This window comes from Methylobacterium sp. B4 (genome assembly GCF_003201865.1).
Taxonomy (GTDB): Bacteria; Pseudomonadota; Alphaproteobacteria; order Rhizobiales; family Beijerinckiaceae; genus Methylobacterium.
Window position 1 is genome coordinate 25,157 of record NZ_QJJJ01000023.1, and the last position, 20,833, is coordinate 45,989.

A 20,833-nucleotide genomic window follows, 5' to 3' on the forward strand; every position below is an offset into this window, starting at 1 on the left:
TTCGGGCGAAGGAAATCATCCACACCAGAGACGTTCGGCCGCGTGAGCCGGGGGCGGCCTCCGGCGTTGTCCGTCGTCCGGCCGGGACCCGGGCCGGGCCGGAGGCGGGACGAAGAGGATCGGATGGCTGCGGTTGAAACGGTGGATCGGGCGGAGCGCGAATCCGTTCTGGAACGGCAACGGGCGCTCAAGATGGCGAAATCCGCTCATGCCTATGTCCGCGGCAACACCCTGAAGTTCTACGAATGGCTCGACGGGCTGCCGCGGGGCACGCTGCCGGAGGGGCCGCCGGTTTGGATCTGCGGCGACTGCCATCTCGGCAATCTCGGGCCGCTTGCCGACGCGGACGGGCAGGTCGCGATCCAGATCCGCGACCTCGACCAGACCGTGATCGGCAACCCGGCCCACGATCTCGTCCGGCTCGGCCTGTCGCTCGCGAGCGCCGCGCGCGGCTCCAACCTGCCCGGCATCGTGACCTCCCGGATGCTGGAGGAGATGGTGCGGGGCTACGCCGCCGGCCTCGCCGCGCCGGATGGGGAGGCCGACCGCACGGCCCCGGCCGAGCCCGACGCCGTGCGCACGGTCCGGCGCCGGGCGCTCGGCCGGCACTGGAAGCACCTCGCCCGCGAGCGCCTCAAGGATGTGGAGCCGTCGATCCCCCTCGGGCGCCGCTTCTGGGCCCTCGACGCGGAGGAGCGCGCGGCCCTCGACGCGCTCTTCGCGCAGGACGCCGTGCGCGAACTCGTCCTTGCCCTCAACGGGCGCGACGGCGGGGCGCAGATGCGCCTGATCGATGCCGCCTACTGGATGAAGGGCTGCAGCTCGCTCGGCTTCCTGCGCTACGCGGCGCTGGTGCGCATCGACGCCGAGGAGGGCAAGCGCCGGCTCGCCCTGGTCGATCTCAAGGAAGCGGTCGCGGCGGCCGCGCCCCCGGCCCCCGGTGTCCGGATGCCCGACGATCCGGCGGAGCGGGTCGTGGCCGGTGCGCGGGCGCTCTCGCCGAACCTAGGGGAGCGCATGCTGCCGGTGCGGCTCCTCGGCAAGCCGATCGTCATGCGCGAGTTGCTGCCGCAGGATCTCAAGCTCGACGTCGATCAGTTCGGACGCGAGGAGGCCGTGCAGGCGGCGCGCTACCTCGCCCATGTGGTCGGCACGGCCCATGGGCGGCAGATGGAGCGGGCGGTTCGGGCCGAGTGGCGGCGCGCGGTGACGCGCGGCAAGGCGGAGGGGGAGGGCGCGCCGTCCTGGCTCTGGTCGAGCGTGGTCGAGCTCGCGGGCCGCCACGAAGTCGGCTACCTGCAGCATTGCCGCTCCTACGCCGGAGCGGACGCCGCCTGACGCGAACGCCGTTCCCTGCGACTTCGGGCGGGCCGGATGGCAGCGCCCGAAGTCGCGGGATCTCAGGCCGCGCGCACGGTGGCGAGGAAGCGGTCGACCTCGGTGCCGAGGCTTTCCGACTGGCGCGACAGCTCGGAGGCCGAGGCCAGCACCTGGCTCGCGGCGGCCCCCGTCTCCTCGGCCGCACCGGCGACGCCCGCGATGTTGCTCGTCACCTCGCCCGTGCCCATGGCGGCCTGAGCCACGTTGCGCACGATCTCCTGGGTGGCGGCGCCCTGCTGCTCCACCGCGGCGGCGATGGTGGTGGAGACGTTGCTGATCTCCTGGATGCGCGCCGTGATGCTGCCGATCGCCGCCACCGCCTGGCTGGTCGAGCCCTGAATCTGGCTGATGTGATCGCCGATCTCCTCGGTGGCCCGGGCGGTCTGGTTGGCCAGTTCCTTCACCTCGGCCGCGACAACAGCAAAGCCGCGACCGGCCTCGCCCGCCCGCGCCGCCTCGATGGTGGCGTTGAGCGCGAGCAGGTTGGTCTGGCCCGCGATGCTGGTGATCATCGTCACCACGTCGCCGATCCGGCCGACCGCCGTGTTCAGCTGCTGCACGAGGCCGGCCGTCTGCGAGGCCTCCTGCACGGCGGCGTGCGCCATGGTGGCGGACGAGCTGACCTGGCGGCCGATCTCCTGAACCGAGGAGCCGAGTTCCTCGGCCGCGGCGGCGACGGTGTTGACGTTCGAGGCGGCCTCCTCGGCGGCCGCCGCCACGCTGGTCGACTGGCTGGCCGTCTGGGTGGCCGTGCCGCTCATGCTCTGCGCCGTGGCCTGCAACTCGGCGGCCGCCGAGGAGACCCGGCCGACGATGCCGCCCACCGCCGCATCGAAGCGGTCGGCCATCTCGTGCATCGCCGCCTTGCGCTGCGCCTCCGCGCCGGCCCGGGCCACCTCGGTCTCCTTCTCCAGCGCTTGGGTCCGGATCATGTTGTCCTTGAACACGCCGACGGCGGCGGCCATGTCGCCGATCTCGTCACGCCGGCCCTGGGAGGGGATCGCCACGGAAATGTCGCCCCCGGCAAGCCGCCCCATCGTGCCCGTCATGCGCTCGATGGGCCGCGCGATCCCGAAGAGGCTGAACAGCATCGCGCCGACCGCGGCGGCGAAAGAGATCGCCATCGACACGTAGGCGGTCAGCAGGGCCGAATCGGCGCTCTCGATGCTCGTCTCGGCGCTGCGCTTCGCGCCGTCGCGATTGAAGTCGACGGCCTTTTGCAGAGCCCGGACGGCGCCGTTGTTCAGGTCGGCCATCCCCGCGCTCGTGGTGAGGGCCAGGGCTTCCGCCTTCTGTCCCGCCCTCATGAGATCGAGCACCTTCTGCTGGCTCTCCATGTAGCGGGTCCAGAGGGGAAGGAACCCGTCGTAGATCGCCTTCTCTTCGGCGCTGGCGATCAGCGGCTCGTAGGTGCGGCGCAACTCGTCGAAATTCTGCATCGACACCTTCAGGCCCTTCTCGTTGTCGACGAGCGCCTGGGGCGTGTCCGAGGTGACGACGAGCCGGTACAGCTTCACCCGCATGTCCCGCGTGCCGGTGCTCAGCGTGTTCACGGCGTTGACCGACGGCAACCAGTTCGTCGCGACCTGTGTCACCTCGCGCTGGATGGAAGAGAGCTTGACGGCGCTCATCACACCCTGGGCCGCGGCCGAGAGTGCGAGGAGGCCGATCGCACCGATCAGGATGGTCTTGAGAGAAATGCGCATAATTCTGGGACCGATGGGGCTGGCCGATCCCTCACACAGAGCAGAAACAGACTTAAAATGTAGTTAGCCGTCCGCACGCATGATCTTTAATTCTGTCCTATCAATTGATGGACTTTGGCTCGTTCGCATATCATTTGATGGTGTCGCTGGATTTGTGCAGTGTTCGCTGCCCATGCCCGTCGCGTCGGTATGAAGCCCGCTCGACCCCGCGGCTCCGGAGGAACGGCAGGCCGATGGTGCAGCGGAAGGAATGGGGAGATGCGTGATCGCGGCCCGTTCGATTCGATCCCGGGTGCCGGCCATCCCGAAGCCGTTCGCTCGACCGGGCCGCGCCGAATGTGCGTGCATAATTCATATCAATCCGCTTGCATGGCCCTGCGATATAATTCAAAGTTCCGCTGGTCGTCAGCCCAGGTCCAGGCTGCGCCTCTCGATCTCCGGTTTTCGACGGTTCGCGGACCGTGCCGGCAAGCGCTCATCCATCCGAACGGCCTCGTCGTGGGGCCTTCGGTGCGGTAGGCTGGCCGTCGAGGTCAAGATGAACGGACCGCGTGCCGCAAAGAGCACTGCGAGAGGAAACGCCATGAGAGTTGCCGTGCAGGCCGCGATCGCGGCCCTGTTGTTGTCTGCTGCCTCGGCACAGGCCTGGGAGCCGACGAAGCCGATCGAGATCATCGTTCCCTTCCCGCCCGGCGGATCCTCCGACCAGATGGCGCGCACGATCCAGGGGGCGATCCAGAAGAACAACCTCGTCAAGCAGCCGGTCATCATCGTCAACAAACCCGCCGCGGCGGGTGGCGAGGCGATGCTCGACATCCAGAAGTCGGCTGGCGACCCCCACAAGCTCATCACCACCTCGAGCGGCATCTACATGACGCCGCTCTCCACCAAGCTTCCGGTGAGCTGGCGGGACTTCACGCCGATCGCGATGATGGCGCAGGACGCCTTCGTGCTCTGGGTGAACAGCGAGAAGCCCTACAAGACCGCCGGCGATTTCATCGAGGCCGCCAAGGCCGCAAAGCCGCCGCTCAAGACCGGCGGCAACGGCTCGAAGCGCGAGGACCATCTGATCTCCGTGACCATGGAGCAGGCGACGGGCACGAAGATCACCTACGTGCCCTACCAGGGCGGCGGTCCGGCCTCGGTGCAGCTCGCGGGCGGGCACATCGACGCCAACATGAACAACCCGGCCGAGGAGGTCGCCAACTGGCGCTCCGGCGCGGTGAAGCCGCTCTGCGCCTTCTCCGACAAGCCGATGGACTACTCCCAGAAGGTCACCGCCGACATGGCGTGGTCCGACATCCCCACCTGCCAGTCGCAGGGCATGAACGTCACCTACCAGATGCTGCGCGGCATGTTCATGCCCGGCAAGGTCACGCCGGAGCAGCAGGCCTTCTACGTCGAGCTGTTCCGGAAGGTCACCGAGACCCCGGATTGGAAGGCCTATCTCGAGCGCAACGCGCTGGTGCCCGACTTCCGCTCCGGCCAAAGCTTCGTCGACTTCCTCACCGAGGACGAGCGCAAGCACAAGGAGCTGATGACCAAGGCCGGGTTCATCGCGACGAACTGAGCCCGCTCCCGGCCCCGCCGCCCGCCGCTTCGCCGGTGGGCGGCGCGGCCGGGGCGAACACCTGTTCTGGAAACGCCCATCATGACCGAAGCCTCCCCCCCGCTTGCCGAGCGCGGCCTGTCGCGCCGCGCCGTCGAGATCGTCGTGGCGCTGCTGCTGCTCGGCCTCGCCGCGCTGGCCCTGTGGGATTCCTACGAGCGCGGTGCGGGCTGGGACAACGGGCCGGAGAACGGCTTCTTCCCGGCCCGGGTCGCCGCGATCTTGGGCATCGCGGCCATCGCCGCGCTCGTCAGCGCCCTGCGGCGGGAGGACAGCGTCTTCGTGACCTACGGCCAGCTCCGGCTCGTGGCCCAGGTCTTCGTGCCGCTGTTCCTCTACGTACTGGCGATCGCCTTCCTCGGCATCTACGTCGCCTCGGCGCTGTTCATGGCTCTATTCATGATCATGCTCGGCGATTTCCGCTGGTGGCAGACCGCGCTCGCCGTCGTGCTCGTGCCGCTCATCTCCTTCTGGGTGTTCGAGCTGCAGTTCCGGGTCCCCCTGCCCAAGGGACCGATCGAAGCCTTCCTCGGCTACTGACCTGACCGGCCCGCGGCGGAGACACTGTCATGGACGACCTCAACCAGCTCCTGCTCGGCTTCCAGGTCGCGCTCACGTGGCACAACGTGCTGTTCATGGTGGTGGGCGTGCTGCTCGGCATCGTGGTGGGCGTGCTGCCGGGCCTCGGCGGCCCCAACGGCGTCGCGATCCTGCTGCCGCTGACCTTCGGCATGGACCCGACCTCGGCCATCATCCTGCTGTCGTCGATCTACTGGGGCGCCCTGTTCGGCGGCGCGATCACTTCGATCCTGTTCAACATTCCCGGCGAGGCCTGGTCGGTCGCCACCACCTTCGACGGCTATCCGCTGGCCCAGCAGGGCCGGGCCGGCGAAGCGCTGACGGCGGCCTTCACGGCCTCCTTCATCGGTGCGCTCTCGGGCGTCGTGCTCATCACCTTCGTGGCGCCGCTGGTGGCCAAGTTCGCCCTGCGCTTCGGCCCGGCCGAATTCTTCGGCGTCTTCTTCCTTACCTTCTGCTCGTTCGTCGGCATGGGCCGGGAGAACAAGGCCAAGATCGTCGTCTCCCTGGCGCTGGGCTTCCTCCTCGCGGCGGTCGGCCTCGACACCATCTCGGGCGACCTGCGCCTGACCTTCGGCGCGCCCGAGCTGATGAAGGGCTTCGACTTCCTCGTCGTGGTGATCGGCCTGTTCGGCGTCTCCGAGATCCTGCTCACCATCGAGGAGGGCTTGCACTTCAAGGGCAAGCGGGCCGCCATGGATCTCGGCGTGGTCCTGCGCACCTGGGCCTCCCTGCCGCGCTACTGGGCGACGCTGATCCGCTCGTCGGTCGTCGGCATGTGGATGGGCGTCACCCCGGGCGGGGCCATCGCGGCCTCGTTCATGGGCTACGGCCTCGCCAAGCGCTTCTCCCGCCAGCCGGAACAGTTCGGGCGCGGCGACATCGAGGGCGTGCTGGCCCCCGAGACCGCGGCGCACGCCGCCGGCACCTCGGCACTGCTGCCGATGCTGGCGCTCGGCATCCCCGGCTCGGCCACCGCGGCGGTGCTGCTCGGCGGCCTGATGATCTGGGGCCTTCAGCCCGGGCCGCTGCTCTTCGTCGAGAACAAGGAATTCGTCTGGGGCCTGATCGCCTCGATGTATCTCGGCAACCTCGCCGGACTCCTGATCGTGCTCGCGACCGTGCCGGTCTTCGCCGCGATCATGCGCATTCCCTTCGCGCTCGTCGCACCGATCATCCTCGTCGTCTGCGCCATCGGCGCCTTCACGGTCGAATCTTCGCGCTTCGACATCTGGCTGATGCTGGTCTTCGGGGTCGTCGGCTACATCTTCAAGAAGCTCGACTATCCGCTCGCGCCCCTGGTGCTCGCGCTCGTCCTCGGCGACCGCGCCGAGGACGCCTTCCGGCAGGCGCTGCTCGGCTCGGGCGGTGACCTGTCCGTCTTCTTCTCGAATGGCCTCGTCTCGACCCTGATGGTCGTCGGCCTGCTGCTCCTGTTCTGGGGGCCGCTCAGCGACCTGCGCAAGCGGCTGGCACGCAAGGCCGGCCTCACCCGGCCGGCCCCACTCTCGCCCTGAGGCGGGGCCGGCCACGGCTCCGCGCGGCGGGTCGGATCTCACGGACGCACAGCGTCAGAGCAGAGCGAGCAGGGCCGGCAGAATCAGGAGGGCGGCGAGGCCGGACAGCAGCACGATCCGGTCGACGTCGCTCCTCTCGCCGGGGGCGGCGGCCGCCTCAAACGGTTCCACCGCCACGGCCCCGGGCGAGCCGGAATCGGCTCGCCCTCCGTGACGCGCGCTTACGATCGCGAGGCGTATGGCAGTTCAGGCGCCAGAGGCGGGAACGATGTGACAGACAGGCGCCCCGATCCCGATAGAGCCGGCCTACCCTGAACGGCGATGTCCTGACACCGTCTGATCCGACGAAGTCCCGGGCGGTCTTTCCATGAGGGATGGGCTTGCCTTCGGTCACCGCATAGCCCTGCGCCACTTCCTCGGTGAAGCCGGCAGCGTGCCGAGCCGCCGGAAGTGGCTGCTGTTACCCCAAAAGCGGAAGCTTTTCGGGAGGGCGCCACGGAATATCTTATCTAAGATAGCAGATATCCTGTATATCCAATTTGCATTTAAAAATTGGCATATATTGAAGCATTGCTGTCTCAGTGTCCGCTGAAAACGAGAGTTCGGATTGGAAGTATCAGTGCCTGCATACGTAAGATCATTGCATGCACGAGTCCCGTTGCGTCGATCGCGTGCAACATCAAGCTTTTGAACCCGCCCACGCTGCCGGAGGCGATCAAGTCATGATTGCTGGTATAGGCATTCGCGATGCAGCTGCTGCCACGAGCCACATCATCGAGGCCTCCATCGTAGAGTGGCTCGAGGAAGACGAGGATGGACCCTGGTCGCACGACCTGCTGAGGATCGATCAGTTGCTCGCCACCACGGAACTGGCCGGCGGCGATGAAGTCCTGCACACCAGTTATCACCATGGGAATGACGGTCCATGGTTTCGACACGCAGGCCACTTCTGCGACCATACCAACCTTCATCACCTGTGCCTCGATCTGTCCGAAGCCCGCGATGACGGTTCTGCGCCCGGAGACGTCCGGGATCAGCACACCGGCCGGGCGCATGAGTGGGTTTACGATGTCGCCGACCCGCAGCGTGAACTGCTCCACCCGTCCGCTCACGCCAGCTCGAATGATGGTCTTGGCAAGTTCCACCTTGGCCTGCGCGAGAGCCGCTTCGGCGCTCGCCTTCTGTGCGGGAAGTAGGCTGGATATCTGCGCCTCGGCCGATTGTTTGGCGGCAGTCGCTGCCGCCAACGCACCGCGGCGGCCTTTCACGAGGTTCTGCAGTTTCTCGATCTCGCGCGGCGCAACGATGGCGGCGTTGCGCCGGTTCAACTCCTGCTTGGTTTCCAGTTCGTCGACGGCCTGTTGAACGGCGCTCGCTGCCTCTTGGATCTTGCCGTCGGCTGCCGCGATGTCGGTTCTGGCCGATACCATACTGGCCTCGACTTCCGCGATCTTGCGACGGGCCGCCTCGGCCGCTGCCTCTTGAGTCGAGCTGTCGAGCCTGAAGATCGGCGCCCCCTGCTTGACCTCGCTGCTCACGCCACTCACGTAGATCTGTGCAACTCGCCCACTGATCTCAGGAGCGATGGGGACGGTCCTGAAATAGAGAGTAGCGCTTGTTGTAGAGGGGTGATAATAAAATATTACCGTTATCAAGCCGACCGTAAGCATCAGGCATGTGATGATGCCCCAGCGCAGTTCGAACCACATCGAGTAGAGTGTGATCTCTTTTCCGATCCGCTTCCCTTCCGCGAAACGCCGGTAGAGGTAGTCCGGGAGCACCGTCAGCACCGAGCAGAGCAGAAGCTCAAGCATGGTCAGCTTCCCGTGTTCGTCGGTACAACTCTCGGCCCGGACCGCGACGAGGGCGTCGGCATCTTGAGGGAAGTGACGATGCCGGCCTCCTCGGTGGTCTCGGCACGAGGGATGCCTGCCATCCGCTCGAGTGCCCGAGCCATCCGGCTGAGCGCTCCTCCGAAATCGGGGATATCGATCAGGGCGAGCAGCAGGCCGATCACCCAGAAGAGATGCACGTGCGTGAAGAGGGCCAGCAGGCCCAATACGGCGACGATTTCGAATTGCAGCTTATGGCTCTTATGGGCGATCCGCTCGGGCAGCGTGTGCAGGCGCAGGAAGAGGAGCCCGACAGCAAGGGTAGCGAGAACGAGGATCACGGCTGCAGCCGTCGTGAGGATATCCGTTTCACCAGGGGCGGCGATAAACGGTGGCAGATGATGAGGGGCGGCGGGGTTCAGCGTGGCAGTCATGCCGGCCTCCAGCAGAAATGACGTAGCTGTATGACCCGGTGAATTCTACATCGAGCACAGATGCCGATCGTTCAGCTGGGCCTTATCAGCGCCGAACACCCACGGCTCGCGGTCCATAGATGCCGCGTCGGATGCCAACCGCGTCCTGGGGGCCGACGCATCCGCCCCGGTAAACGCCTCTGGCGCAGACGACTGCACTCGCCTCGGTTGGGAGGTAAGCGATCAAGCCCACGAAGAAACCGAAAGCGACAAGGACAAGCTTCATGACAAGCCCTCCCCAAATTGCTCGCTTGGTCGCATCACGAGCACCCAACCGAGCCACAGTTGAATGAGTACATCGAGCCACCGCAAAGCTGCAACATCATTTGCAACTATGCATAGCTTAGCATTGAGCTATTGCATCAGCGCCGATCCCATAATTTGATCAAAATACATGCCTCAATCGAAGAATTTTATGTGTTTCAAAGTACCCGTCCTTGGGTCCGCTGTAACGTCGTGGGCGGCTCCACACTGATATGGCTCACGACTACGACTCAGGGTCGCAAGCGGCGGTTGAGCATCTGATGGGTCAAGGTCGGCTCCTGGCGCACAGCCGAACAAGTTGAGCGCGAACTTCAAACCCTTGTCAGACCTTCGGGCATGCGAGTGCGCACATCCGCATCGGAAGAAGCAGATTACGACGTTTCGTCGGATCGCTCTGCCCTCGCGCGCTCGAGGATCCCATCGAATATTTTCAAAAGATACATTTTCAAGAAGATTTGCATTTGTTATCGACCGAAGGAAAAATCCTCAAGTTGGAATTTTCCTGCGGCATTAAGTACTTTTTAACCCAGTTATTATGCGCGGCTAATGGAATGATCTGACCAGTTCCGGAAAGCCTCAAGACTTGACGGGCTCTCTGTTCATGATCAGGGACGGCTTATGCCTCCCTGGGCCCACATTGGGAGGTGGCCATGGCCGTGAAGCTCAATCTCCAGGATCTCACGTTCATCCTGAGGCAGATCAAGATTGCCGAGGCGCACGCGTCCGGCATCAAGCTTACGGAGCTGCGCATCGATGCCGCCGGCACCTTGATCATGGACCGGGGCCTCTACGACGCGGACGGCGATTGGCTGGGCGACGCGGCGATGCCGAGGGCGATCCCGGATCCGCACGTGCCCTACGGGCTGCGCACGGTCGACGGCACCTTCAACAACATCGTCCCAGGGCGCGAGAGCTGGGGCTCAGCCGGCCAGCCGATGCCGCAGCTGTTCCCGCCGAAGTACCTGAACGACGCGGACGGCGACTCGATGGTGCTCGGGCCGGGAGGGCCAACCATCAACAACACCAACTACGGCGCGTCCGGTCCCGGTGCAGGCTCCGTCGCCGATGCTGATCCGCGCATCATCTCGAACCTCTTGGTCGATGCATCGCTCGACAATCCGGCCGCCATCGCCGCGGCGCTCCGCATCGCCGGTTCGGAGAACGTGATCGCCGATCAGCGCGCGATCAGCGCCGCCCACGACGCCCTGAAGGCCGCCAAGGCCGCGGACCCGGCGGGCGATCACGCCGCCCTGCAATCGGCCCTCGATACGCTGCTGGAGCAGGCCGGGGTGACCGTCACCAACGGCTCGATCGACGTCCTCAACGTTTCGCCCGACGAGGGGCTGTCGAAGCCCTTCAACGCCTGGATGACCTTTTTCGGCCAGTTCTTCGACCACGGGCTCGACCTGATCTCCAAGGGCGGCAACGGTACGGTCTACATCCCGCTCACCGCCGACGACCCGCTGGTGCTCGGGAGCGATGGCGTGGCCGGCACCGCCGACGACCTCGCACCGCATCTGCGCTTCATGACGCTCACGCGCGCGACCCCGGTCGAAGCCTCGCAGCGGAATGTCACGACGCCTTTCGTCGATCAGAACCAGACCTACACGTCCAACGCCTCGCACCAAGTGTTCCTGCGCGAATACGCGCTCGTGGACGGAAAGCCCGTCGCGACCGGGCGCCTGCTCGGCGGCGCGGACGGAGGCCTCGCCACCTGGGCCGATGTCAAACACCAAGCGCGGGTGATGCTCGGCATCGAACTGACGGACGCCGACGTCTCGGCTGTCCCGCAGCTGCTGGTGGACGCTTACGGCGAGTTCGTCCGGGGCGCGAACGGTTTGCCGCAGGTGATGGTCGGGGTGGGGCCGGGGGGGCAGGCGGTTTATGCCAGCGGCAGCCTCGCCGAGCCTCTCAGGCTATCGGCCATCCAGCTCCCCGTGGGCACCGTGCTGATGGGGTCGGGCGGGGCACAGAACGTGATCGAGGCCGGCGAGACGGTTGCCGCGGCCCGCACCTTCAACGCCTTCCTCGATGATATCGCCCACAACGCGGTGCCGGTCGTCGTGAACGGCGTGCTTCGACCCGACGCCGACACGCTCGCCGGCAATGCGGTTCAGATGAATCCGGAGACCGGCCGAAACCTCGAATACGACAACGAGCTTCTCGACCGGCACTTCGTCACCGGCGACGGGCGTGGCAACGAGAATATCGGCCTCACGGCGGTCCACCACATCTTCCACTCCGAGCACAACCGGCAGGTCGACGCGCAGAAGCTCACGGTTCTGCAGTCGGGCGATCTCGCCTTCATCAACGACTGGCTGGCGATCGATATCGCGGCCCTACCGGCGGATTTCACGCAGAGGGCGCCGCTGGCTCAGCTCGCCTACGCCAACACGCTGTCCTGGGACGGGGAGCGGCTGTTCCAGGCGGCGCGCTTCGCTACCGAGATGCAGTACCAGCACCTCGTCTTCGAAGAATTCGCCCGCAAGATCCAGCCGCTGGTCGATCCCTTCGTGTTCAACGCGATTACGGAGATCGATCCCGCGATCTTCGCCGAGTTCGCCAAAACGGTCTACCGCTTCGGCCACTCAATGCTGACCGAGAACATGCCGCGGCTCGGGCCGGACGGGCTGCCGCTTGACGCCGATCTGGGTCTGATCGAGGCCTTCCTCAATCCGCTCCAGTTCGACAATGGGGGTGCGATCTCCCACGACGACGGTGCGGCCGCGATCATGCGCGGCATGACCATCGAGCGCGGCAGCGAGATCGACGAATTCGTGGTCGGCGCCCTGCGCAACAACCTGCTCGGCCTGCCGCTCGATCTCGCCGCGATCAACATCGCCCGCGGTCGCGACACGGGCACGCCGACGCTTAACGAGGCCCGCGCCCAGCTCTACGCCGCGACGGGTTCGACCTTCCTCACCCCCTATACGAGCTGGGTGGAGATGGCGGCCAACCTGAAGAACCCGCTCTCGGTGGTGAATTTCATCGCCGCCTACGGCACCCATGGCACCGTCACCGCAGCGAGCACTCTCGCGGACAAGCGCGAGGCGGCCATGGCGCTCGTCTTCGGCGGCGAGGGCGCGCCGGCGGATCGCCTCGACTATCTCAATGCGCGCGGGAGCTGGGCCGGACGGGAGACGGGCTTTAACGCGGTCGACCTCTGGATCGGCGGTCTGGCCGAGAAGCAGATGCCGTTCGGCGGCATGCTGGGCTCGACCTTCAACGCCATCTTCGAAGCGCAGATGGAGAACCTGCAGGACGCCGACAGATTCTACTATCTCAGCCGGGTCCAGGGGCAGAACTTCCTCAACGAGCTGGAGCAGAACTCCTTCTCGAAGATCATGCTCGCCAATTCGAGCCTATCGCTTCCCGGACCCGACCAGATCCGGGGCACGGCGGACGACATCGTGCCGCGTCACATCGGCGTTGACGCCTTCGCCGATTACGACTTCGAGCTGGAGGTGAACGCCGCCAATCAGCTCGACCAGAACGGCGCTGCCCCCGGCCGCGACCCGACCGGAAACGACCCGGTGCTCGAGGCGATGGGTCTCGGCAAGGTCGTGCGCGACGATCCCGGCACCGCTGCCGATGAGGGCGCGAGCGGCTTCCACGCCTCGATCAACGCCCTGGTCCGGCGCTACGGCGCGGACGGCGCCCCCACGGGTGCACTCGTGGACGGCAGCGAGGACGGGGTCGGCGGTGCCGGCAGCCCCGTGACCTAGGCCGACCTCAAGGCCAATGCGGCCACGCTCGGCATCGCCCTGACCCAGGCCGACATGCTGGATGCGCCGATGCTGCGGGTCGGTGCCGACGGGCGCCTCGCCTTCACGCCCGGTTCGAGCGGTCCCGAGCCGGTGGCGGTGGCCAACGGCAGCTTCGAGGATCTCGCGCTGGTGGCCGGCCAGGAGGGCGTGATCCTCGACGCCAACGGCAACTACACCATGACGAACCCGGCCGGCTGGTCCATCGCCGGGGGCGTCGGCGGCCTCTACGCGCCGGCCGACGCGGTCGTCGATCCCGCGGGCCGCGACGGCGCCAACGTCGTGTGGCTGCGCGGCGGCGCCACGCTCTCGCAGGAGGGCGGAAGCACCCTCCAGGCCGGCGTCACCTACAGCTACAGCTTCAAGGTCGGGGACCGCACCGATTTCACGTGGCCAGGGGCCGAGGCGCGCCTTGTGGCCGTCGGCGGAGCGAACCCGGTCATCCTCGGAACGCTGACCCTGGCGGAGCCGGCCGACGGGCAGTGGGGTACGTTCAGCCTCGCAACGGAGGCCGTCCCGGCGGCGCTCGCCGGCCTTCAGCTTCGCTTGGAGATCCGCAACACCGGCAGCGGCGACGCCCAGATCCTCGTGGACGACGTCGAACTCGTGCGGACGGCACCGGCCTACCGGTCCGATCTGAGCCCGGCGCAGACGCCCGGCTACGACCCGGCCGCCGACCCGTTCCTGCGCGATGCGGCCGGCAACGTCCTGCGCACGGGGCAGGCCATCGCCAGCCCGGCCGCCGACCTCGATGCGACCGTGATCGATCCGGCCGCGCTCGATCAGCCGTTCGCGACCGGGCATTACCTCCGCTTCACCGGCGGCGAGCACGTGCTGGTGGGCGGCACCGAGGGGAACGACACCATCATCACCGACTACGGCGATGATGGGATCTGGGGCGACGCGGGCAACGACCGCATCGAGTCGGGCGCGGGCGTCGACCTCGTGAATGGCGGGGCGGGCGACGACATCATCACCGATTCCGGCGACACCGGCGACTTCCTCAAGGGCGAGGACGGCAACGACGTCATCGCCAACTCGAACGGCATCGACATCCTGATGGGTGGTCGCGGCAAGGACGCAATTTTCGTCGGCGTGGATGCGACCGAAGTCTTCGCCGGCGAGGGCGACGACTTCGTGGTCGGCGGCGACGATGCCGATCTGCTGATGGGCAACGAGGGCGACGACTGGATGGAGGGCGGCGGCGGCTTCGACACGACGGCCGGCGACAACTCGGAGCTGTTCTTCAACTCGGCCATCAAGGGCCATGACGTGATGTTCGCCGGTGGCGATGAGCATGATTTCGACGGCGAGTCCGGCGACGACATCATGGTCCAGGGCGAGAGCGTCATGCGCAACGAGGGCATGTTCGGCTTCGACTGGGCGATCTACAAGGGCAACCAGATCGCGGCCAATGCCGACATGCGGGTTCCGATCTTCACCACCGAAGAAGCCGACATCCTACGCAACCGCTTCGACAAGACGGAGGCGCTGTCGGGCTGGCGGCACAACGACACGCTCATCGGCGACGATCGGACCGCGGCGGCCGCAGCCGATGCCGAGGAGCCGGCGGGCGCACCGGTCACGGCCGCGAACGAGGGCGTGTTCTTCAACGACGGCCTCAGCCAGGCAGGGATCGACCGGATCAACGGCCTGCGCCAAGTCCTCGGCAGCCTCGTGGCAGCGGCACCGGTGGGCGCGACCGCCGCGCAGCGCGAAGCACTCATCGCCTTCGACAAGGGGAACATCCTGCTGGGCGGAGCGGGCAGCGACACGCTTCAGGGCAACGGCGGCGACGATGTCCTCGACGGCGACAGCTGGCTCAACGTGCGGATTTCCATCCGCAACGCCGCGAACACGGCCGAACTCGCGACCGTCGACAGCCTGAAGCACACCTTCCCGGCGAGCGCGACCAATCTGCCGGCGGGGTGGGCCGGACATTCGCTCTTCGAGCTAATGGTGAACCGTGTGGTCAGCCCGACCCAGCTCAGCATCGTCCGCGAGGTCGTCACGACCGGGACGGCGACAACGGATGTCGACACCGCCGTCTTCAACGATATCCGCGCCAACTACACGATCACCCGTGCGGCGAACGGCACGCTCACGATCGCCCACACGACGCTGAGCGACCCGGCCGTCGATGACGGCACCGACACGCTGCGCAACATCGAGAAACTGCGCTTCGCCGACGGCACGGTGGATGTCGCGCTGGTCCTCAACCAGCCCTTCGACCGCCTCACCATCACGCCGCTCGACGCGGATGGCGACGATTCCTCGACGCTCGTCGCGACGCTGGTGAGCCGGGTGGACGCGGCCACCCGGCCCGTGACCCTGCAGTGGCAGGTGCTCGCCGACAACGGACAGTGGCGCAACGTGACGGGCGCGGACGGCCAGGTCACGAACGGGAATACGCGCTTCACGCCGACCGGCGCGACGGGCGTCGAGATCCGGGTGGTCGCGAACTGGACCAGCACGGTCGCCGGCAGTACCGGCCCGCAGCAGACGGCCTCCGTCCAGACCGCCTTCGTCGGAACCGCCGCGGACGAGGATATCGCCGGCTCCGCGAGCCCGAACGTCATTCTGGGACGCGACGGCAACGACGACATCGAGGGCGATGTCGGCAACGATGCGATCTACGCCGGCAGCGGCGACGACCGTGTCGATGGCGGCGAGGGCGACGACATCCTTCTCGGCAATGACGGCGCCGACACCCTGATCGGCCGGACCGGCAACAACACGCTCGATGGCGGCAACGACGACGATCAGCTCTCCGGCGGGCACGGCAACGATCGCCTGATCGGCGGCGGCGGCACCGACACCGCCCTCTTCTCGGGACCGATCGCGGCCTACAGCTTCGAGCGGAACGCGCAGGGCGAGGTCGTCGTCAGCGACAACCTCGGTGCGGAGGGCGACGGCGTCGACACGCTCGCCACGATCGAGCAGATCCAGATGGGCGAGGATGTCACGCCCTACGCGCTGGTCGCCAACGGCACGGCGGCCGTCGACATCGTGGTGGGGACGGCCGGCGTCGATAGTCTCAGCGGAGGCGCGGGGAACGACCTCGTCTTCGCGGGAGCAGGGAACGACGCCATCCTGTGGCGGACGGGTGACGGCCGCGACTTCGTCGATGGCGGCGCCGGCACCGACAGCTTCCGGATCATGAACGGAACCGGTCTCGTCCAGCAGCTCACGCTGACTCAGGCCCGGTCGCAGTTCGCGAACCTGTCGTTCCGCGACGACACGCAGACCGTGGTCGTGCGCAACGGGGTCGCGATCGCCGAGCTCAAGAACGTCGAGGGGGTCGTCGTGAACAGCGTCGCGACCGGCGCGCCCGTGGTCACGGATCCGACGCCGACGAACGGGCTCGTCTCGCCGACCGAGGGCCAGCCCCTCGGCGCGCTGGTCGCCAGCATCCAAGACGCCGACGGACTTGGGACCTTCTCGCCGCGCTGGCAGCAATCGGGGGACAACGGCCAGACTTGGACGGACATCGCCGGCGCCGCCGCCGGCACGCTCAACTACACACCCACTCAAGCCCAGGTCGGGGACGTGCTGCGGCTCCGCGTGAGCTTCACTGACGGCGCGGGAAATCCGGAGGTGCTGTTCTCGGCGCCGACCGGCGTCGTAGGGGATAATTTCACGGGCACGGCGCTCAACAGGACCTTCAACGGCACGGCCGGCGACGACATCGCCAACGGCGCCGACACCGCGTTCTTCGGAATCCAGCCGAACGACACGATGAATGGCGGGGCCGGCAACGACGTACTGAACGGCCGCGGCGGCGCCGACACGTTCATCCAGACCAGCACCGATGGGCGCGACCGCGTCGATGGCGGGGCCGGCATCGACACCTATCAGTTGAACGGCGTCGCGGGGTCTGAGCTCTTCCGCATCTACAGCCGGTCGGCCTGGTTGGACGTCACCGGCAACACGCAGGCGTAACTCGCCGCCGGCACCGAGATCGTGGTCACCCGCAACGGCACCGGCGCCGCCGCGATCGTCGCCGAACTCGACAACATCGAGGAGATCCGCGTCAACACGCTCCAAGTGACATCGCCCGGCGGCCAAAGCGGCGGCACCAACGGCGGCGACACGATCCAGGTGATCGGCAGCTTCACCGGCACGAGCCTCAACTTCAGCACCATCACCATCGACGGCTCGTCCGGCGATGACACCGTGGACATGACCGCCCTCGCCTCGGCCCACCGCATCGTCTTCCGCTCGAACGGGGGGCACGACACCATCGTCGGCACCCTGCGGCCGCAGGACGTGATCGAATTGCCGGCCGGCTCGAACCGGGCCGACTACGTCACGACCGCGGGCGCGAACGGCATGACGACCCTCTCCAACGGGTCGCACACGGTCACCTTCTCGGCCGCAGGCGGCATGCCGCGGATCGCGGTCGAGGCGGGTGCCGACGGCGGGGAGGGAGAGGGCGTCACCGGCGCCTTCGCCTACACGGCGGCCGACATCGCCGGGCTGGAGGCGCTGGTGCGCGGCCAGCGCCCGGACAATGCGGGCGACGACGACGTGCCGACGGGCTACCGCGAGCTCAGCGGGCACGGCAACAACCTCGACCACCCGACCTGGGGCAGCGCCGACCAAGCCTTCATCCGCCTGACGCAGGCCCGCTACGGCGAGCCCGACGCCAACGGCAACCGGGCCATCAACCCGATCTTCGACGGCCTCGACGCGCGCACCATCAGCAACATCCTCGGCACGCAGGAGGCCGGCCTGCCCAAGGCCGGAAACGACGCCAACATCTTCTTCATGGCGATGGGCCAGTACATCGACCACGGGCTCGACTTCCTGCCCAAGGGCGGCAACGGCTCGATCGTGATCGGCGCGCCCGGCGGCGGGGCGCCGGGCTCGAACAACCCGGCCGACCTCACCCGCGGCACCGTCCTCGGCCTCGACGCCGACGGCATCCCGCAGCACAAGAACCAGACCTCGCCCTACATCGACCAGAACCAGGCCTACGGCTCCAACGCGATGGTCGGCCAGTTCCTGCGGGAGAGCGACGGGGCGCAGGGCGTCGGCATGCGGCTCCTGGCGGGGGCACCGGACCCGTCCAACCCCGCCTTCAACCTGCTGCCGACGCTGCGCGAGCTGGTCAATCACCACTGGCAAGCCGACACGATCTTCGAGGGACCGAATGGGCCGATCAGCTTCCGGACCTACTACACCAACTTCGCCCTGTCGGAGGGGGTGACGGGCACCCTGTTCAACACGGAGACCGGCGCCTTCGACCCGCAGGTGCTCACCAAGCTCGTGGGCGACTTCATGGGCTCGGGTCACCCGCTGCTGCTCGACACCAACCCCTTCATCAGCGTCCTCGACCACTTCGTCGCTGGCGACGGACGGGCCAACGAAAACTTCGCCCTCACCTCGATCCACACGATCTGGGCGCGCAACCACAACTACCACGTCGAGAAGCTGCTCGAATCCGGCTTCCAGGGCACGCCCGAGCAGGTGTTCCAGGCCGCCAAGATGGTCAACGAGGCGGAGTACCAGCGCGTCGTCTTCGACGAGTACCTGGAGACGCTGATCGGCGGCCTGCGCTCGGACGGCACGCACGGCTTCGAGGCTTACGATCCGAGCGTGGATGCCGCGATCAGCCACGAGTTCGCGGCGGCGGTGTTCCGCTTCGGCCACTCCCTGATCGGGCAGACGCTGAACGTGAAGGATGCCGACGGCGAGACCGTTCCGGTCAGCCTGTTCGACGCCTTCCTCAACCCGAGCAACGACCCCTCGGTGTTCACGGGGCCGCTGCCTCCCGGCTACGTGCCCCAGCCGGGCTACGCCCAGTACGGTGTCGGCGGCATCATCGGCGGCACCATCGAGCAGGCGGCCGAGGATGTCGACTTCAATATCGTCGACGCGGTCCGCAACGACCTCGTGCGCATCCGGGCCGACCTGTTCGCCTTCAACGTGGCCCGCGGCTGGGACGTCGGGCTCGGCACCCTCAACCAGATCCGGGCCGATCTTGCCGCCTCCACCAATCCCTACATCCGGGACGCGGTGGGCTTCGCCGGCGGCGACCTCTCGCCCTACGCCTCCTGGGAGGACTTCCAGGCGCGCAACGGCCTCAGCGACGCGGTGATCGGGCAGTTCCGGCAGGCCTACCCGGACCTCGTCCTTGCCGCCGCCGATATCGCGGCCTTCCGGGCGATCAACGGGGACATCGCCATCGCGATGCAGGCCGACGGGACCGGCGTCGTGAAGGGCATCGACCGGCTCGATCTCTGGGTCGGCGGGCTTGCCGAGAAGCACATCAATGGCGGCGTCGTCGGCCAGACCTTCTGGGTCGTGCTGCACGAGCAGTTCGACCGGCTGCAGGACGGCGACCGCTTCTACTATCTGGAGCGCTTCGACAACTTCGACTTCTACGAAAACTTCGTCGACGGCCAGGAATTCTCGGACATCATTGCCCGCAACACCGGCCTGACCGTCCTGCCGGAACACATCTTCGAGGTGTCCGACGAGGACGGGCCGGGGACGGAGCCCGGCGACGACGATGACGACGACGGCGCCACCGATCCCGTGGGCGGCGGCGAAGATGGCGAAGACGACGACGGCCCGACCGATCCGGTCGGCGGTGGCGACGATGACGATGACGACGATGACGACGGCGTGACGGACCCTGTCGGTGACGGTGAAGGGGACGATGACGACGACGGGGAAGGAGACGGCGACGGGACGACCGACCCTGTCGGCGGTGGCGACGATGGCGAGGACGACGGTGAGGACGGACCCGGCACCGATCCCGGCACCAACCCGCCCGTGAACCATCCTCCCGGCGTGATCGCCGGCGGCCCGAGCGGGGACGTCCTCAACGGCACGGCCGGGGCGGATACCATCCTCGGCCTGGACGGCGACGACAACATCCTCGCCGGCGGCGGTGCCGACGTGGTCCGGGCCGGGGCGGGCAACGACTTCGTCGATGCCGGCGAGGGCCGGGACGTGGTGTTCGCCGGGGACGGCGACGACGATGTCCTCGCCGGGGGCGGCGCCGACATGGTGTACGGCGACGGCGGCAACGACCGCATCCTCGCTGGCGCCGGCAACGACCTCGTGACCGCCGGCGCCGGTCGGGACACGGTCATCGGCGGCGAGGGCGACGACCTGCTCGTGGCGGAGACCGGCGACGGCGACGACACCTACTGGGGCGACGAGATGGGCGGCGGCTTAGGCAGCGACACGCTCGACATGGCGGCCATCACCGCCAACATCGCGGTCAACCTCGGGACGGGTCTGGCCGGACGCGGCAGCGCGACGAGCACCCAGTCGGGTCGCGACGTGCTCTGGGGCGTCGAGAACGTGGTCACCGGTTCCGGCGACGACGACATCACGGCAAGCGAGGCCGTGAACGTGATGGACGGTGGGGAGGGAAGCGACACCTACCGCTTCGGCTCCGCGGCGGCCGCGAACGGCGACACCATCGAGAGCTTCCAGCCGGGCGACAAGATCGATTTCAGCGCGATCGATGCCGATGCCGGACTGGCCGGGAACCAAGCCTTCACGCTCGCGAGCGGTGCCGCCTTCACGGGAGTCGGACAACTCCTGGTGACGCAGGAGACGCGGGACGACGGGGACTACGTCGTCGTCCAGGGCAACACGGCCGGCGACGCCTCCCCCGAGTTCAAGCTGTCCATCAAGGGCAACACGGCTCCCACGGCGGCGGACTTCACGCTCTGATCCGGGTCGGG

7 protein-coding genes and 1 pseudogene are annotated in these 20,833 nt (G+C 67.3%); 5 read left to right on the forward strand and 3 right to left on the reverse strand.

The features are described 5' to 3' along the window. Positions 1–123 precede the first annotated feature (123 nt). Positions 124–1,338: a DUF2252 family protein gene (locus tag BY998_RS20035; RefSeq protein ID WP_110353470.1), complete on the forward strand. Its 1,215-nt coding sequence runs from the start codon at positions 124–126 to the stop codon at positions 1,336–1,338. A gap of 62 nt (positions 1,339–1,400) precedes the next feature. Here BY998_RS20035 and BY998_RS20040 read toward each other — a convergent pair whose 3' ends face one another. Beyond that, positions 1,401–3,086: a methyl-accepting chemotaxis protein gene (locus tag BY998_RS20040; RefSeq protein WP_110353471.1), complete on the reverse strand. Its 1,686-nt coding sequence runs from the start codon at positions 3,084–3,086 to the stop codon at positions 1,401–1,403. A 583-nt stretch (positions 3,087–3,669) separates the two neighbouring features. Between BY998_RS20040 and BY998_RS20045 the strand changes: the two genes are divergently transcribed. From BY998_RS20045 to BY998_RS20055, 3 genes are all read left to right on the forward strand, one after another. Beyond that, positions 3,670–4,656 (forward strand): tripartite tricarboxylate transporter substrate binding protein, encoded by a 987-nt coding sequence (locus tag BY998_RS20045; RefSeq protein ID WP_110353472.1) that lies wholly within the window; start codon positions 3,670–3,672, stop codon positions 4,654–4,656. 81 nt (positions 4,657–4,737) lie between these two features. Beyond that, positions 4,738–5,235: a tripartite tricarboxylate transporter TctB family protein gene (locus tag BY998_RS20050; protein WP_110353473.1), complete on the forward strand. Its 498-nt coding sequence runs from the start codon at positions 4,738–4,740 to the stop codon at positions 5,233–5,235. A gap of 29 nt (positions 5,236–5,264) precedes the next feature. Then, complete coding sequence (locus tag BY998_RS20055; protein ID WP_110353474.1) at positions 5,265–6,791, forward strand: tripartite tricarboxylate transporter permease; 1,527 nt, start codon at positions 5,265–5,267, stop codon at positions 6,789–6,791. A gap of 578 nt (positions 6,792–7,369) precedes the next feature. On the opposite strand, the gene BY998_RS20060 is transcribed toward BY998_RS20055, so the two are convergent. Both BY998_RS20060 and BY998_RS20065 read right to left on the reverse strand, forming a co-directional pair. Then, on the reverse strand, positions 7,370–8,605 hold the full coding sequence (locus BY998_RS20060; RefSeq protein ID WP_110353475.1) for a biotin/lipoyl-binding protein: 1,236 nt from the start codon (positions 8,603–8,605) through the stop codon (positions 7,370–7,372). Positions 8,606–8,607: 2 nt separating this feature from the next. Continuing rightward, the gene (locus tag BY998_RS20065; protein WP_110353476.1) at positions 8,608–9,057 is read right to left on the reverse strand and encodes a hypothetical protein; all 450 of its coding nucleotides are present in this window, start codon (positions 9,055–9,057) and stop codon (positions 8,608–8,610) included. Positions 9,058–10,010: 953 nt separating this feature from the next. Here BY998_RS20065 and BY998_RS20075 point away from each other — a divergent pair. After that, a pseudogene (locus BY998_RS20075) lies at positions 10,011–20,822 on the forward strand (peroxidase family protein). The last annotated feature ends 11 nt before the right edge of the window (positions 20,823–20,833 follow it).

Bases quoted from the DNA above. Each gene is read 5' to 3' on its own strand.
- BY998_RS20060 (WP_110353475.1), bottom strand. From the start codon at position 8,605: ATGCTTGAGCTTCTGCTCTGCTCGGTGCTGACGGTGCTCCCGGACTAC.
- BY998_RS20045 (WP_110353472.1), top strand. From the start codon at position 3,670: ATGAGAGTTGCCGTGCAGGCCGCGATCGCGGCCCTGTTGTTGTCTGCT.
- BY998_RS20040 (WP_110353471.1), bottom strand. From the start codon at position 3,086: ATGCGCATTTCTCTCAAGACCATCCTGATCGGTGCGATCGGCCTCCTC.
- BY998_RS20065 (WP_110353476.1), bottom strand. From the start codon at position 9,057: ATGACTGCCACGCTGAACCCCGCCGCCCCTCATCATCTGCCACCGTTT.
- BY998_RS20035 (WP_110353470.1), top strand. From the start codon at position 124: ATGGCTGCGGTTGAAACGGTGGATCGGGCGGAGCGCGAATCCGTTCTG.
- BY998_RS20055 (WP_110353474.1), top strand. From the start codon at position 5,265: ATGGACGACCTCAACCAGCTCCTGCTCGGCTTCCAGGTCGCGCTCACG.
- BY998_RS20050 (WP_110353473.1), top strand. From the start codon at position 4,738: ATGACCGAAGCCTCCCCCCCGCTTGCCGAGCGCGGCCTGTCGCGCCGC.